Source organism: Streptomyces sp. NPDC002513 (genome assembly GCF_053595355.1).
Genome location: NZ_JBSFXK010000002.1, coordinates 14,707 through 27,591 on the forward strand (window position 1 = coordinate 14,707; position 12,885 = coordinate 27,591).

At 69.1% G+C, this 12,885-nt stretch carries 13 protein-coding genes and 4 pseudogenes; 11 read left to right on the plus strand and 6 right to left on the minus strand.

Going from position 1 to position 12,885, the window contains the following annotated elements:
* Window positions 1-5 precede the first annotated feature (5 nt).
* The 3 genes and pseudogenes from ACWD5Q_RS01500 (at window position 6) to ACWD5Q_RS01510 (ending at window position 1,302) form a co-directional block, all read left to right on the plus strand.
* Window positions 6-269 (plus strand): hypothetical protein, encoded by a 264-nt coding sequence (locus ACWD5Q_RS01500; RefSeq protein WP_451424953.1) that lies wholly within the window; start codon window positions 6-8, stop codon window positions 267-269.
* Window positions 270-414: 145 nt separating this feature from the next.
* Window positions 415-570: pseudogene (locus ACWD5Q_RS01505) on the plus strand (DUF255 domain-containing protein); the annotation flags it as partial.
* A 186-nt stretch (window positions 571-756) separates the two neighbouring features.
* Window positions 757-1,302, plus strand: a complete 546-nt coding sequence (locus ACWD5Q_RS01510) for a Uma2 family endonuclease (RefSeq protein ID WP_451424954.1) — start codon at window positions 757-759, stop codon at window positions 1,300-1,302.
* A 182-nt stretch (window positions 1,303-1,484) separates the two neighbouring features.
* On the opposite strand, the gene ACWD5Q_RS01515 is transcribed toward ACWD5Q_RS01510, so the two are convergent.
* The gene (locus tag ACWD5Q_RS01515) at window positions 1,485-1,637 is read right to left on the minus strand and encodes a hypothetical protein (protein ID WP_451424955.1); all 153 of its coding nucleotides are present in this window, start codon (window positions 1,635-1,637) and stop codon (window positions 1,485-1,487) included.
* Between the two features lie 32 nt (window positions 1,638-1,669).
* Window positions 1,670-2,434, minus strand: a complete 765-nt coding sequence (locus tag ACWD5Q_RS01520) for an ATP-binding cassette domain-containing protein (RefSeq protein WP_451424956.1) — start codon at window positions 2,432-2,434, stop codon at window positions 1,670-1,672.
* A 32-nt stretch (window positions 2,435-2,466) separates the two neighbouring features.
* On the opposite strand from ACWD5Q_RS01520, the gene ACWD5Q_RS01525 reads away from it, so the two are divergent.
* From ACWD5Q_RS01525 to ACWD5Q_RS01535, 3 genes and pseudogenes are all read left to right on the plus strand, one after another.
* On the plus strand, window positions 2,467-2,805 hold the full coding sequence (locus ACWD5Q_RS01525; protein WP_451424957.1) for a hypothetical protein: 339 nt from the start codon (window positions 2,467-2,469) through the stop codon (window positions 2,803-2,805).
* A 20-nt stretch (window positions 2,806-2,825) separates the two neighbouring features.
* A pseudogene (locus tag ACWD5Q_RS01530) lies at window positions 2,826-2,939 on the plus strand (DNA-binding protein); the annotation flags it as partial.
* A 235-nt stretch (window positions 2,940-3,174) separates the two neighbouring features.
* On the plus strand, window positions 3,175-3,375 hold the full coding sequence (locus tag ACWD5Q_RS01535; protein ID WP_451424958.1) for a hypothetical protein: 201 nt from the start codon (window positions 3,175-3,177) through the stop codon (window positions 3,373-3,375).
* Here ACWD5Q_RS01535 and ACWD5Q_RS01540 read toward each other — a convergent pair.
* Together ACWD5Q_RS01540 and ACWD5Q_RS01545 are read right to left on the minus strand one after the other, a co-directional pair.
* Window positions 3,372-3,575: pseudogene (locus tag ACWD5Q_RS01540) on the minus strand (IS3 family transposase); the annotation flags it as partial. The gene ACWD5Q_RS01535 and the pseudogene ACWD5Q_RS01540 overlap by 4 nt on opposite strands.
* Before the next feature lie 263 nt (window positions 3,576-3,838).
* The gene (locus ACWD5Q_RS01545; protein ID WP_451424959.1) at window positions 3,839-4,252 is read right to left on the minus strand and encodes a transposase; all 414 of its coding nucleotides are present in this window, start codon (window positions 4,250-4,252) and stop codon (window positions 3,839-3,841) included.
* 243 nt (window positions 4,253-4,495) lie between these two features.
* Between ACWD5Q_RS01545 and ACWD5Q_RS01550 the strand changes: the two genes are divergently transcribed.
* Window positions 4,496-6,535: a thioredoxin domain-containing protein gene (locus tag ACWD5Q_RS01550; RefSeq protein ID WP_451424960.1), complete on the plus strand. Its 2,040-nt coding sequence runs from the start codon at window positions 4,496-4,498 to the stop codon at window positions 6,533-6,535.
* Between the two features lie 70 nt (window positions 6,536-6,605).
* On the opposite strand, the gene ACWD5Q_RS01555 is transcribed toward ACWD5Q_RS01550, so the two are convergent.
* Window positions 6,606-7,340, minus strand: a complete 735-nt coding sequence (locus ACWD5Q_RS01555; RefSeq protein ID WP_451424961.1) for a Mut7-C RNAse domain-containing protein — start codon at window positions 7,338-7,340, stop codon at window positions 6,606-6,608.
* Between the two features lie 193 nt (window positions 7,341-7,533).
* Window positions 7,534-8,247: a PAQR family membrane homeostasis protein TrhA gene (trhA, locus tag ACWD5Q_RS01560; RefSeq protein ID WP_451424962.1), complete on the minus strand. Its 714-nt coding sequence runs from the start codon at window positions 8,245-8,247 to the stop codon at window positions 7,534-7,536.
* Window positions 8,248-8,555: 308 nt separating this feature from the next.
* Between trhA and ACWD5Q_RS01565 the strand changes: the two genes are divergently transcribed.
* From ACWD5Q_RS01565 to ACWD5Q_RS01580, 4 genes and pseudogenes are all read left to right on the plus strand, one after another.
* Complete coding sequence (locus tag ACWD5Q_RS01565) at window positions 8,556-10,379, plus strand: phosphoenolpyruvate carboxykinase (GTP) (protein ID WP_451424963.1); 1,824 nt, start codon at window positions 8,556-8,558, stop codon at window positions 10,377-10,379.
* Between the two features lie 214 nt (window positions 10,380-10,593).
* Entirely contained in the window at window positions 10,594-11,538 is a 945-nt protein-coding gene (gene rfbA / locus ACWD5Q_RS01570) for a glucose-1-phosphate thymidylyltransferase RfbA (protein ID WP_451424964.1), read from the plus strand.
* Between the two features lie 105 nt (window positions 11,539-11,643).
* A complete protein-coding gene (locus tag ACWD5Q_RS01575; RefSeq protein WP_451424965.1) occupies window positions 11,644-12,243 on the plus strand; it encodes a dTDP-4-dehydrorhamnose 3,5-epimerase family protein in 600 nt (199 codons plus the stop codon).
* Between the two features lie 243 nt (window positions 12,244-12,486).
* Window positions 12,487-12,885, plus strand: a pseudogene (locus tag ACWD5Q_RS01580) (collagen-like protein); the annotation flags it as partial.

Sequence of the window (12,885 nt, forward strand, 5' to 3'; positions counted from 1 at the left end):
GGACAATGCCTGACATGAGCGCAAGCGTGAGCCTGGCAGTGACGCATCTGGTCTCCCTCGCCGAGGTGGACGAGAACAAGGTCACCCCCGGCGTCCTCGGCTTCATCGTGTTCGCGGCGATGGCGCTGGCCGTGTGGGGGCTGATGAAGTCCATGAGCAAGCGGATGGGCAAGGTCGACTTCCAGGAGGCCGACGACGCCTCCGGCGAGGGCGCCGCGAAGCAGGGCCAGGGCGCCGTCAAGGGCGCGCCCAAGGCCCAGCAGGGCTGATCCGCGGCCTTCGTTCCGCCCCGGCCCCGCGGTGCCGTGACCGGGTTTCGCCCGGTCGGCGCCGCCGGGCCGCTTCGGCGTGCCGGGGCGCGCCCGGCCGTTCGGTGTCGCTCCGCGGTGCCGGACGCCGTGGGAGAGCGGGGGAGTGAACCGACTGGCCCATGAGACGTCCCCGTACCTGCTCCAGCACGCAGACAACCCCGTCGACTGGTGGCCCTGGTCGGCCGAGGCCTTCGACGAGGCGTGCAAGCGGAACGTGCCCGTCCTGCTGAGCGTCGGCTACAGCAGCTGCCACTGGTGCCAATGGACTCGCACAACCAGATAGTCCTGAACTGGCACGTCCTCGGAGAGTAGCGCCCCGGGTGCTCATGGCGAGAGGTCGGGGCGGGGACATGGATGGGTACAACGCAACCCGGCCGGCACTGTCGTAGCGGACCCCGTGCGGGACCGGCCCCATATCCTGAGAGGCGACAGGAAGGAGCCGTTGATGAGCGTCGACGCGGTCATGCACACCGAGTTCCCCGCTGGGTACGTGGTCTTCTTCGGTACCGACGGGAAGGTGGTCATGACTCCGCAGAGCTTTGAGCACTCCAGCACGATCAAGTCGATGCAGATCGACTCGCTCTCGCTCGGCCGGCATGCGAAGACCGCATCCGACGTGTACCTGGACTTCCCGGCCGACGAGAACTCGGCCCCGGACTTCGCGATCCTGCGGGAGGACGCTCAGCGACAGGGCAAGCGCTACGGCTTCGAGGACGTGCTGCTGATCGCCGAGGTGGTGTCGGTCTCCTCCGCGCGCAAGCACTACGACGACTGCACCGCGAAGTACGGCCGCTACGGCATCCCGGTCTACGTGGTGGTCGATCCGTACGCCGCGGAGGTCGTCGTCCACACCCAGCCCACCGGCTCCGGCTACATCGCGGCCCACACGCACAAGTACGGTTCGGGCAAGCTGCCCATCGAGCTGGCCGACGGGCGGACCTACACCCTCGACCTGGACGAGTTGCCCCGGCCCGAGGCAGACGCCCGCTGACGGACGGCACCGGCTCGTTCGCTGGACGACTTGTCGATCTTACGGCTTGATCTTCCGGTGCCGTACGGCGTGCGGAGCTCCCCTGGGAAGGGCGGGAGCAGAGCCCTGTCCCGTGGTGCCAGTCCCGCCGCATGGCCGGAGCGCGGAGGCGCCAACCGTTGTGTGCTCAGCTCAGGCGGTGCTCAACGGCGGTTGCGGATCCGCCGGACGAGGTAGATCGGGCCGCCGATGGCGGCGCCGATGATGAGGGCCCAGAACGCGAAGTAGGCGGGGCCGGGGTGGAAGCCGGTGGTGCTGGAGGCGGCCAGGACGGCGGTGAGTGGGTGGTTGGGCATCTGCTGGTCCTTGGGTGTTGACGGGGCTGGGGTCAGATGGCGCGGAGGTTGGAGCCCGGGTGCTGGGCTCGCTTCGGAGCGGTGTCGTGCATCAGGGCGATGTATCCGTCCTCGACGGTGGCGCTGACGCGATCCGCGTCCGGGGCGGGGCTGGTGGAACTGATGACCCGGTAGGTGGTGCCGGTCATGCTGGGGGTGACGTTGACGGTGGGCAGGTCGGGTGGCGGGGTGGTGGCCGGCTGGGTGACGTGCCACACCATGCCCTCGGCCCGGGTGGCGAGGTCGCCGATGGCGCCGTTGAAGGCGATGCTGCCGTGCTCGATCACCACGACGTTCGGGCAGGTCTGCACGATGTCGTCGACGATGTGGGTGGAGAGCAGCACCGTCCGGTCGCCGGCCAGGGTGGCGAGCAGGCTGCGGAAGCGCAGCCGCTCTTCGGGGTCCAGGCCCACGGTGGGCTCGTCGACGATCAGCAGCCGGGGGTCGTTCAGGATGGCCTGGGCGATGCCCACGCGGCGCTTCATGCCGCCCGAGTAGCCCTTCACCTTCCGGTTGGCGACATCGCTGAGCGAGACCAGTTCGAGGACCTCCTTGACGCGGGCGCGGCGGGCGCGCCGGTCGGTGATGCCCTTGGGTAGCGCCATGTAGTCGAGGAACTGGCTGGCCGTCAGATCCGGGTACAGGTCGAGATCCTGGGGGAGGTAGCCGGTGGTGGCCTTGACCTCTCGGCGCTGGCTGCGCGACGTCAGGTCGGTGCCGTCGTCCACCGCGACGGTGCCCGAGGTCGGCAGCAGCACCCCCCAAGGCCCTTGAGGCTGCCCAGCGGCGTGTGAAGAAGCTCGAAGACGACTTCTACGTGTACGGGAAGATGGACGAAGAGCGCTTCGAGGAGCTGAGCGAAGGACAGCGCGCTGTTATCGAGAGCACCGCCGCGACTCTTGAGGCGTTGTACGCGGAGGCAGACCTCTCGCCCCTCACGCAGGTCGACACCCTGCGTGAGGCATGGGAAGCGGCGGACATGGCGGACAAACGGATGCTCGTGAAGTGCGCTCTTGGAAAGAAGGGCATCACGGTCAAGCCCGCAGCGCGGCAGGGGGACCACACCCCGATCCTGGAACGGCTGGAGTTCGACTGGCTGTCGAAGAAGGGCGCCACCACTGAGAGGTGAGTTCGCTGCTGGGCCCCTACGATCGATCGCGGATGCCGGTGGAGGGATTCTGGATCTTCGACACCGCACAGGTCAACGTCGAGCTGATGTCGGGCTACCTCACGGTGACCCAGCCCAGTGGGGTTGCGGCGTACTGGGTCAGACGGACCACGTGAGGGGGCAGCGACGATGGCCAGTAAGGCGACTGCGACCGACATCGACGCGCGGCAGATGGAGTACAGCACCTACGCCCCGACGGGCGAGACGTGCCCCGCGTGCACGAAGCCGATCAAACCCCTTGAGGGCTGTCGTCGGGGGATGCTGACCCGTTCGGCATGGCCTCCGCTGTCGCGTACTGGCACAACGGGTGCGCCCCAGGGGTACTGCGTAATGGTCGGCATCGAGGACATCGGCAGACCGGTCAAGAACGCCGCCGGACGTGTCGGCACCCTGCGTGAGGTGATCCACGACTGGGAGGACCCGGCCAAGCTCCCCAGCGAGCGCCGGAAGACCCCCACGGCATTCGTGAGCCCCGAACGCGGAGGCTGCGCGGAACCTGTCAACGTGACCAAGGCAGGTAGGTCGCTCTAACGTTGCGCCGGTATCAGTGGGCCTGCTGGTGCCGGCTTGTTGATCCAGGCCGCTGCGGGGAGCTTTGGAGGCTCGGGTGGTTTGCGGACGAAGCGTTCGGGGTGCTTCGCGTAGACCGCCTCCAGGACGTCGGCTCGCATCTCACGGAGTTGTCCGGCGAGGCCGAAGTGCACGTCGTAGGGGGTGTGCGGGTAGATCCCGGCGGGGGCCATGTCGGCGAACTCCGGGGAGTGCAGCACGTCGAGGACCCGTGTCTCCTCCTCGGGCGACAGTGCCCGGGGATGCCGCCGCCGTTCTGGCCGCGGCCGCTGGGGCGCGGGGCTCTGGCGGTGATGGCGGTAGTAGGTGGCCCGGCTCACGCCAAGCGCCGAGCACGCCTGGACCCGTCCGACCAGCAAAGTGAGCTCTTCGAGGGCCTGGCCGCGGGCGGTGTCGAACACCACGGCCGCGAGCTGGGCTTCAGTCACCGGTTCTTCTCGCCGTTCCGGGTCGGGGCGCTGTCCGTGGCGAACTGGTCGAGCAGCGCGGAGAGTTTTCCCTGCACCTCGATGACGGTGCGGGCCTTGGCCAGATCGGCCTCCAGCCGGGCCTTCTCCGCCTTGAGCTTCTCGATCTCCTTGTCCCTCGGGTCCGCCTTCGGGCGTCCCGCCGGGGCGGCGAGCGCGTCCCGGGCACCCTTATCCCGCTGCTGCCGCCACGTCGTGATCAGAGACGAGTACAGGCCCTCCCGCCGCAGCAGAGCACCCTTGCCCTTCTTATCCAGCGTCTCGTACTCCGCGAGGATCCTCGCCTTGTACTCCGCTGTGTACCGGCGCGGGCCCGTCGAACGGGCTGCTACCTGCGGATCAGGGGTCCCGTGGTCGTTGGTGCTGGCCACCTGGGCACTACTCCCTCTCCGCCCTCGACTCAATGAATCATCCAGTATGCCTGACTCGATCTACTTTGACAGAGAGGGGCGAGTGGACGCCTCCCCTTCGGCTCTGAGTCCCGCATGAGGCCGTTACGAACCAGGTGCCGTACCGGCCGCGCGAGCAGTGAGCCGGCACCCCTCCGTCTCGTTGTGCGCTGCCCCCCCCGTGGCGCATGGGTGGGGCGGAGACGGGTGCGCAAAGATGGGGGTATGTCCAACCGACTCGCGCAGGCCACGTCCCCGTACCTCCTCCAGCACGCGGACAACCCCGTTGACTGGTGGCCCTGGGAGACCGATGCGTTCGAAGATGCCCGGCGGCGCGATGTGCCCGTGTTCCTGAGCGTCGGCTACAGCGCCTGTCACTGGTGTCACGTCATGGCGCACGAGTCCTTTGAGGACGACGACACCGCTGCGTACATGAACGAGCACTTCGTGTCCGTCAAGGTGGACCGTGAGGAGCGGCCAGACGTGGACGCCGTCTACATGGAGGCCGTACAGGCCGCCACTGGGCAAGGCGGCTGGCCCATGTCCGTGTTCATGACGCCGGACGGGGAGCCCTTCTACTTCGGCACCTACTTCCCGCCCGAGGCTCGCCATGGCATGCCGTCCTTCCGCCAGGTGCTTGAAGGCGTGCACAATGCCTGGACGAGCCGACGGGACGAGGTGGGAGAAGTCGCGGGGAAGATCACTCGGGACCTTGCCGAGCGGGAGCTGGGCATCGGCGATGCCGGGACGCCCACCGAGGAGACCCAGGCTCTGGCCCTCCTCCAACTGACGCGGGACATCGACCCCGCGAGCGGCTGGTTCAAGGGAGACACCAAGTTCCCGCCGTCGATGGTGATCGATTTCCTGTTGCGCCACCACGCGCGGGCCGGCTCCGTGGCTGCGCTGGAGATGGCAGAAGGGCTGTGCGGCGCGATGGCTCGTTCGAGCCTGTACGACCAGGTAGGAGGCGGGTTCCACCGGTACGTACTCACGCCGAGGGCTGGTGGATCTTTGGTACCGCACTTCGAGAAGATGCTCTATGACAACGCCCTGCTGTGCCGGGTGTACGCGCACCTGTGGCGTGCCACCGGATCCGGGCTCGCCCGCCGGGTCGCGCTGGAGACCGCCGACTTCATGGTGCGCGAACTGCACACCGCCGAGGGCGGGTTCGCCTCCGCGCTCGATGCCGACAGCGACGACGGCAGCGGCCGTCATGTCGAGGGCGCCTTCTATGTGTGGACGCCCGCGCAGCTCGCCGAGGTCCTCGGCGAGGCGGACGCCGAATTCGCCGCCCAGTACTTCGGGGTCACCGAGGAGGGCACCTTCGAGCAGGGTGCCTCGGTGCTCCAACTCCCGCAGAGCGAGGGCGTGTTCGACGCGGAGAGGATCGAGTCGGTCAGGCGCCGGCTCCTGGAGAGGCGGGCCGAACGCCCGGCCCCGGGCCGTGACGACAAGGTGGTCGCCGCCTGGAACGGCCTCGCCGTCGCCGCCCTCGCGGAGACCGGCGCGTACTTCGACCGCCCCGATCTCGTGGACGCCGCGATCGGCGCGGCCGACCTTCTCGTACGGCTGCACCTGGACGAGCACGCCCGGCTCGTCCGTACGTCGAAGGACGGCCGGGCGGGGGCCAACGCGGGCGTGCTGGAGGACTACGCCGACGTCGCCGAGGGCTTCCTCGCGCTCGCCTCCGTCACCGGCGAGGGCGTCTGGCTGGAGTTCGCCGGGCTGCTGCTCGACCAGGTGCTCACGCGGTTCACCGACGCGGGCGGAGCGCTGTACGACACCGCCGCCGACGCCGAGAAACTCATCCGCCGCCCCCAGGACCCCACCGACAACGCCGCCCCGTCCGGCTGGACCGCCGCCGCCGGCGCCCTGCTGTCGTACGCCGCCCAGACCGGCGCCGAAGCCCCTCGCACCGCGGCGGAGCGGGCGTTGGGCGTGGTCAAGGCGCTCGGTCCGCGGGTGCCCCGGTTCATCGGCTGGGGGCTCGCCGTCGCGGAGGCGCTCCTCGACGGGCCGCGCGAGGTCGCGATCGCCGGTCCCGCCCTCGACGACCCGGCGACCCGGACCCTGCACCGCACGGCCCTGCTGGGCACCGCCCCGGGCGTGGTCGTTGCCGTGGGCACTCCGGAGAGTGATGAGTTCCCGCTCCTGGCCGACCGTGTTCTGGCCGATGGCGCGCCCACCGCGTATGTCTGCCGCAACTTCACCTGCGACGCCCCGACCACGGATCCCGAGCGGCTCCACAGGGCGCTGAGCGGCTGAGAGCTCCGGACGAAATGGGCGCCCGTCCAGGTCGCTCCACCCGGCCATGCGGATCACCTGAACAAGAGCACTACCGGGCCCGGCTTGGGAACTCGGTCAGGGCGCGCTCCACGATGGCCTCGAGTTGGTCGTGGTGCGCGCCCTTCCAGTAGGCGCGGCCGCACGTGCGGCAGCGCGCGAAGACGTCGTACGAGCGGCGCGTGCCGTGTTCGAGCTGGTCGGCGACCTCCTCCTTGGTGGCGTCGCGCAGCAGGCCGTTGCAGGCGGTGCACCGCGTCCACGGCCGCAGCGCGGGCGCGAACCGGTCCAGCACGTCGCGGAGCTGGTCGTCCGGCCGGGTGCTGTAGACGAAGGCGCCCGCCCACAGCTCGCGGCGGCGCAGCAGCCCCCGGTCGCGGCTGAGCATGACGCGCTGCTCGGCCGCCGAGCGGGCGGCGAGGGCCGCGTCGCCGATGTCCGTCGACTCGTAGGCCGCGTCCACGCCGAGCAGCCGCAGGCGGCGGGCCAGGGTGCCGAGGTGGACGTCCAGCAGGAAGCGGAGCGGGGCCCCGGGCACCTGCTGGGGGCGCTCCACCGGGCACACCTCGACCCGCTCGCCGGCTGCTGGGACGTGAGAGAAGGGCGAGGTGCGGCCGTCCACGAGGAGTGCCCCGACCTCGGTCAGCGGTACGCCCAGCGACTCGACGACATGGCCGAGCGTGGAGGCGCCGTCGGTGACGACCGTGGTGGCGCGTCCGCGTCGCGTGTGCGGGACGAAGAGTCCCAGCTCGGGGGAGAAGCCGACGTGGATCTCGGGTCCGTTCACCGGCTCAGGATGACATGGGGGACCGGTCCGGGGCCTGCGGGTTTCGGGGTCGCGGGCGGTGCGGGCGGTGAGGGCGGCCGGTAGTGACGGTGGGTGTCAGAAGACGGCGGCTGTCATGTCTTGTCCCACGGCGAACGGCCACGGCTCGGGGAGCCGTGGCCGTTGAGGCAAGGCGTTGAGGCCGGGCGGTGTGCTACGCGTGCTGGTACGCCACCAGGGAGATCCCCACGTAGTGCACGGCGAACGCCGCGAGGGTGAACGAGTGGAAGACCTCGTGGAAGCCGAACCACCGGGGCGACGGGTTCGGCCGCTTGATCCCGTAGATCACGCCGCCCGCGCTGTAGAGCAGTCCGCCGACGACGACGAGCACCAGGACGGCGATCCCGCCCGTGCGCATGAAGTCGGGGAGGAAGAAGACCGCGGCCCAGCCCATCGCGATGTAGCAGGGGGTGTAGAGCCAGCGGGGGGCGCCGACCCAGAAGACGCGGAAGACGATGCCGGCCGCCGCCGCGGCCCAGATGCCCCACAGCAGCCACTGCCCCTTCGCGCCCGGCAGGAGCAGCAGGGTCAGGGGGGTGTAGGTGCCCGCGATGATCAGGAAGATGTTGGCATGGTCGAGCCGGCGCAGTACGCCGTCCATGCGGGGGCTCCAGTTGCCGCGGTGGTAGAGCGCGCTGACGCCGAAGAGCAGACAGGCCGTCAGGACGTAGATGCCGCAGGCGACTCGGCCGCGAGGTGAGTCCGCGAGGGCCGTGAGCACCAGGCCCGCGACGAGGACGGCGGGGAACATTCCGAGGTGCAGCCAGCCGCGCAGCTTCGGCTTGACCGGGTGGGGCAGGGAGAGCGCGACGGGACCGCGGCCGGCTGCCGGCGAGTCCGTGGGCGCGTCGGGGACGGACGCAGTCATGCGCGGCATGGTACCTACGGCACCGTAAGTTGCGGATCAACGTGTGTCTGTTATCACCCGGGCTGTCCGGCGCTGTGCGGAAACCGCGCCAACGCAAAAAATCATTCCGCCGAATCCTGTGTGGACGCAAGGAAACGCGGGGCACGTGGCGATCCTCACTCCGCTCAGGTGTGATGCCCTCTGGACAGATGGGCAATCTCGTCGGATGATCAAATGAGTGCGGTCGGCACCGGATGAGCGGCTACGAAGCATCCGGGTCGCAGCCCCCACGGGGCAACCAACAGAAAACCCCTCATCTAGGAGCAATCGTGGCGCGCGACATCGCGGCTCCCTCAACCGTCCCCACCCAGCACAAGGACCTGATCTCGTGGGTCAACGAGATCGCCGAACTGACGCAGCCGGACAGCGTGGTCTGGTGTGACGGATCCGAGGCAGAGTACGAGCGTCTGAGCGAGGAGCTCGTCCGCAAGGGCACGTTCAGGAAGCTCGACCCGATCAAGCGCCCGAACTCCTACTACGCGGCCTCCGACCCGACCGATGTCGCCCGGGTCGAGGACCGCACGTTCATCTGCTCCGAGCAGGAGCAGGACGCGGGCCCGACCAACCACTGGAAGGCGCCCGCCGAGATGCGGGAGATCTTCCAGGGCGAGAACGGCCTGTTCCGCGGCTCCATGCGCGGCCGCACGATGTACGTCGTGCCGTTCTGCATGGGCCCGGTGGGCTCGCCGCTCTCCGCGATCGGCGTCGAGATCACGGACTCCGCGTACGTGGCCGTCTCCATGCGCACCATGACGCGCATGGGCCAGGCGGTCCTCGACGAACTCGGCTCCGACGGCTTCTTCGTCAAGGCCGTGCACTCCCTGGGCGCCCCGCTGGAGCCCGGCCAGGAGGACGTCCCCTGGCCCTGCAACCAGACGAAGTACATCTCGCACTTCCCCGAGACCCGTGAGATCTGGTCGTACGGCTCCGGCTACGGCGGCAACGCGCTGCTCGGCAAGAAGTGCTACGCGCTGCGCATCGCCTCCGTGATGGCGCGCGACGAGGGCTGGCTCGCCGAGCACATGCTGATCCTCAAGCTCACGCCCCCGCAGGGCGAGTCGAAGTACGTCGCGGCGGCCTTCCCGAGCGCCTGTGGCAAGACGAACCTCGCCATGCTGGAGCCGACGGTCTCCGGCTGGACGGTCGAGACGATCGGCGACGACATCGCGTGGATGCGGTTCGGCGAGGACGGCCGTCTGTACGCGATCAACCCCGAGGCCGGTTTCTTCGGCGTCGCACCCGGCACCGGTGAGCACACCAACGCCAACGCGATGAAGACGCTGTGGGGCAACTCAGTCTTCACGAACGTCGCGCTGACCGACGACAACGACATCTGGTGGGAGGGCATGACGGAGGAGACTCCGGCCCACCTCACCGACTGGAAGGGCAACGACTGGACGCCGGAGTCGGGGACCCCGGCCGCCCACCCCAACGCCCGCTTCACGGTCCCGGCCTCGCAGTGCCCGATCATCGCGCCCGAGTGGGAGGACCCGAAGGGCGTGCCGATCTCGGCGATCCTCTTCGGTGGCCGCCGCGCCAGCGCGGTGCCGCTGGTGACGGAGTCCTTCGACTGGAACCACGGTGTGTTCCTCGGCGCGAACGTCGCCTCCGAGAAGACGGCCGCTGCCGAGGGCAAGGTCGGCGAGCTGCGCCGCGACCCCTTCGCCATGCTGCCGTTCTGCGGCTACAACATGGGCGACTACATGGCCCACTGGATCAAGGTCGCCAAGGACAAGGACCAGTCCAAGCTGCCGAAGATCTACTACGTCAACTGGTTCCGCAAGAACGACGAGGGCGCGTTCGTCTGGCCGGGCTTCGGTGAGAACAGCCGCGTCCTGAAGTGGATCGTCGAGCGCCTGGAGGGCAAGGCCGAGGGCGTCGAGACCCCGATCGGCATCCTGCCGACCAAGGAGGCGCTGGACACGGCCGGCCTGGAGCTGTCGGAGTCCGACCTCGACTTCCTGCTCACCGTCGACAAGGACGTGTGGCGCGAGGAGGCGGCCCTGGTGCCCGAGCACCTCAACACCTTCGGCGAGCACGCGCCGAAGGAGCTGTGGGACCAGTACCGCGCGCTGGTGCAGCGCCTGGGCTGAGCCCCCGAGAACTCCGCGGCCGGTCCGGCATGCCCTGACCAGCGATGTCGTCACGAAGGCCGGCCGCGGTGACTGCACCTCAGTGCAACGGGCCGGGGCCCGCACCGTACAACGGCGTACGGATGCGGGCCCCGGCCCGTTGCATATATCCCCGTACACACCGCCAATACCGCAAAAAACCGGCTGTTATGGGCAATTCGCCTATGGTGATGCCATGCGCGGAATTCTGTTGGCCGGGGGCACCGGCTCGCGACTGTGGCCGTTGACCCGCTCGGTGTCGAAGCAGCTACTTCCGGTCTTCGACAAGCCCATGGTCTATTACCCGCTTTCCACACTCGTGATGACCGGAATCCGGGAGATCCTGGTCATCACCACGCCCGAAGACCAGTACCAGTTCCGCCGGTTGCTCGGCGACGGCCGTCAACTCGGCCTAAGGCTGGACTATCTCGCGCAAGAACGCCCGGAAGGCATCGCGCAGGCTTTTGTGCTGGGGGCCGACTTTCTCGACGGCGAGCCGGTCGCGCTGATCCTGGGCGACAACATCTTCCACGGCAGCGGCCTCGGCACCCGGCTGGCCCGTCACGACGACCTGACGGGCGGCAGGGTGTTCGCCTACCCGGTAGCCAACCCCTCGGTCTACGGCGTCGTCGAGTTCGATGGACAGGGCCGGGCCCTGTCCATCGAGGAGAAACCCGCCCGGCCCCGCTCCCGGTACGCCGTGCCCGGACTGTACTTCTACGACCGCCACGTCGTGGACATCGCCCGCGATCTGCGGCCCAGTGCCAGGGGCGAGTTGGAGATCACCGACCTCAACCGGGTCTACCTCGACGCCGGCGCGCTGCAGGTCACCCGGCTCGACCGGGGTACCGCATGGCTGGACACCGGCACCTTCACCTCCATGGTGCAGGCCTCGGAGTTCGTTCGCGTGATCGAGGAGCGCCAGGGCTTCAAGATCGGTTGCGTCGAGGAGGCGGTCTGGCGGGCCGGCCTGATCGACGACGACCGCCTCCGGGAACTGGCCCAGCCACTGCTCAAGAGCGGATACGGCCGCTATCTGCTGGGGCTGCTGGACGAATCCGGCTGCCTGGCCGGGCCCCGGCGGGAGTCTGGACCGCGGCCTGGAGAACTGCTGTCCGCGGGGCCGGGCGCTCGCCCCTGATGAGTTCCGAATGCGGAGCTCTAAAGTCCCGCGGTGGATGTCCCGAAAACACCCGCGGAGGCAGTGACCCACGACAACAGCGGCACGGTGGAAGGAACCAGGCGCGTGCGACCACTTGGCATCGAAGGGGCCTGGGTGGACACACCCAGGGTGTTCACGGACGACAGGGGCAGCTTCCACGAGTGGTTCAAGGGAGAAGCGTTCCAGGGCTCCACCGGCCAGGGGTTCGGGCTCGCGCAGGCCAACTGCTCCCGCTCCGTGCGCGGCACGCTGCGCGGTATCCACTACGCGGCGGTCCCGCCGGGCCAGGCCAAGTACGTCACCTGCGTCAGCGGCGCCGTCCTCGACGTGGTGGTCGACATCCGCACCGGTTCTCCGGGCTTCGGGACATGGGAGGCGGTCCGGCTCGACGACGCCACCCACCGCTGCCTCTATCTCTCGGAGGGGCTGGGCCACGCCTTCATGGCGCTGGAGAACAACTCCAACGTGGTCTACCTGTGTTCCCAGCCCTATGCGCCGCAGCGAGAGTTCGGGATCAACCCGCTCGATCCGGCCCTGGCCATCGCCTGGCCCGACGACCTCGTACCGCTCCTGTCCGACAAGGACGCCGCGGCGCCCACGTTGAAGGAGGCCGAGCGGCAGGGCCTGCTGCCCTCTTTCGAGGCGTGCGGGGCGTATCGCAGAGGTCTGGTGAGCAGCGTATGAGCCGGTCCCGGAGCGATCTGTCGGCCTGCCACGGTGAAGATGCAGTTATGGCCGCCGCGCGGGTGATCTTCGCCGGTGACACGGAGTGACACGCGGTCAGATGTGACGGGCAGTGAAAAAGTGTGCCGCGTCCGTGGCCACGGGCAACGTGAGTGCACCCAGTGCGTGTGCTTACGGGTGTGGTCACTCCACGTTTCGTGAGGAAGGTTCTCAGTGAGCCGTAGAACTACCCGAAGTTCACGCGTGAAATCCGCCACGATGGTCTCGGTCGGCGCGCTTGCCGTCGTGCTGAACATCGCCCCGAGCGCGGTGGCCGTCGCCGACGCGATCCACCGGTCCGGCGCAGGCAGCAGTGCGGGGGTACCCGGTCCGCACGGAGCCGTGAGTGCTCACCATGGCAAGGTCAAGGGCATCGACGAAGGCCGTGACCACGACCGCGGGGACCGCGGACCGCAGGGACCGCGCGGCTGGCAGGGGCCTCCCGGACCCCAGGGACCCCAGGGTCCGGGCGGGACCGGGCCGCAGGGTCCGCCGGGCGGCAGAGGTCCTCAGGGCCCGCAGGGTTTCCAGGGTGTGACGGGTATCCCCGGTCCGCAGGGCATCCCGGGTGCTCAGGGCACCACGGGTGCGCAGGGTGTCCCG

Bases quoted from the DNA above. Each gene is read 5' to 3' on its own strand.
- ACWD5Q_RS01500 (WP_451424953.1), top strand. From the start codon at position 6: ATGCCTGACATGAGCGCAAGCGTGAGCCTGGCAGTGACGCATCTGGTC.
- ACWD5Q_RS01535 (WP_451424958.1), top strand. From the start codon at position 3,175: ATGGTCGGCATCGAGGACATCGGCAGACCGGTCAAGAACGCCGCCGGA.
- ACWD5Q_RS01510 (WP_451424954.1), top strand. From the start codon at position 757: ATGAGCGTCGACGCGGTCATGCACACCGAGTTCCCCGCTGGGTACGTG.
- ACWD5Q_RS01550 (WP_451424960.1), top strand. From the start codon at position 4,496: ATGTCCAACCGACTCGCGCAGGCCACGTCCCCGTACCTCCTCCAGCAC.
- rfbA (WP_451424964.1), top strand. From the start codon at position 10,594: ATGCGCGGAATTCTGTTGGCCGGGGGCACCGGCTCGCGACTGTGGCCG.
- trhA (WP_451424962.1), bottom strand. From the start codon at position 8,247: ATGACTGCGTCCGTCCCCGACGCGCCCACGGACTCGCCGGCAGCCGGC.
- ACWD5Q_RS01515 (WP_451424955.1), bottom strand. From the start codon at position 1,637: ATGCCCAACCACCCACTCACCGCCGTCCTGGCCGCCTCCAGCACCACC.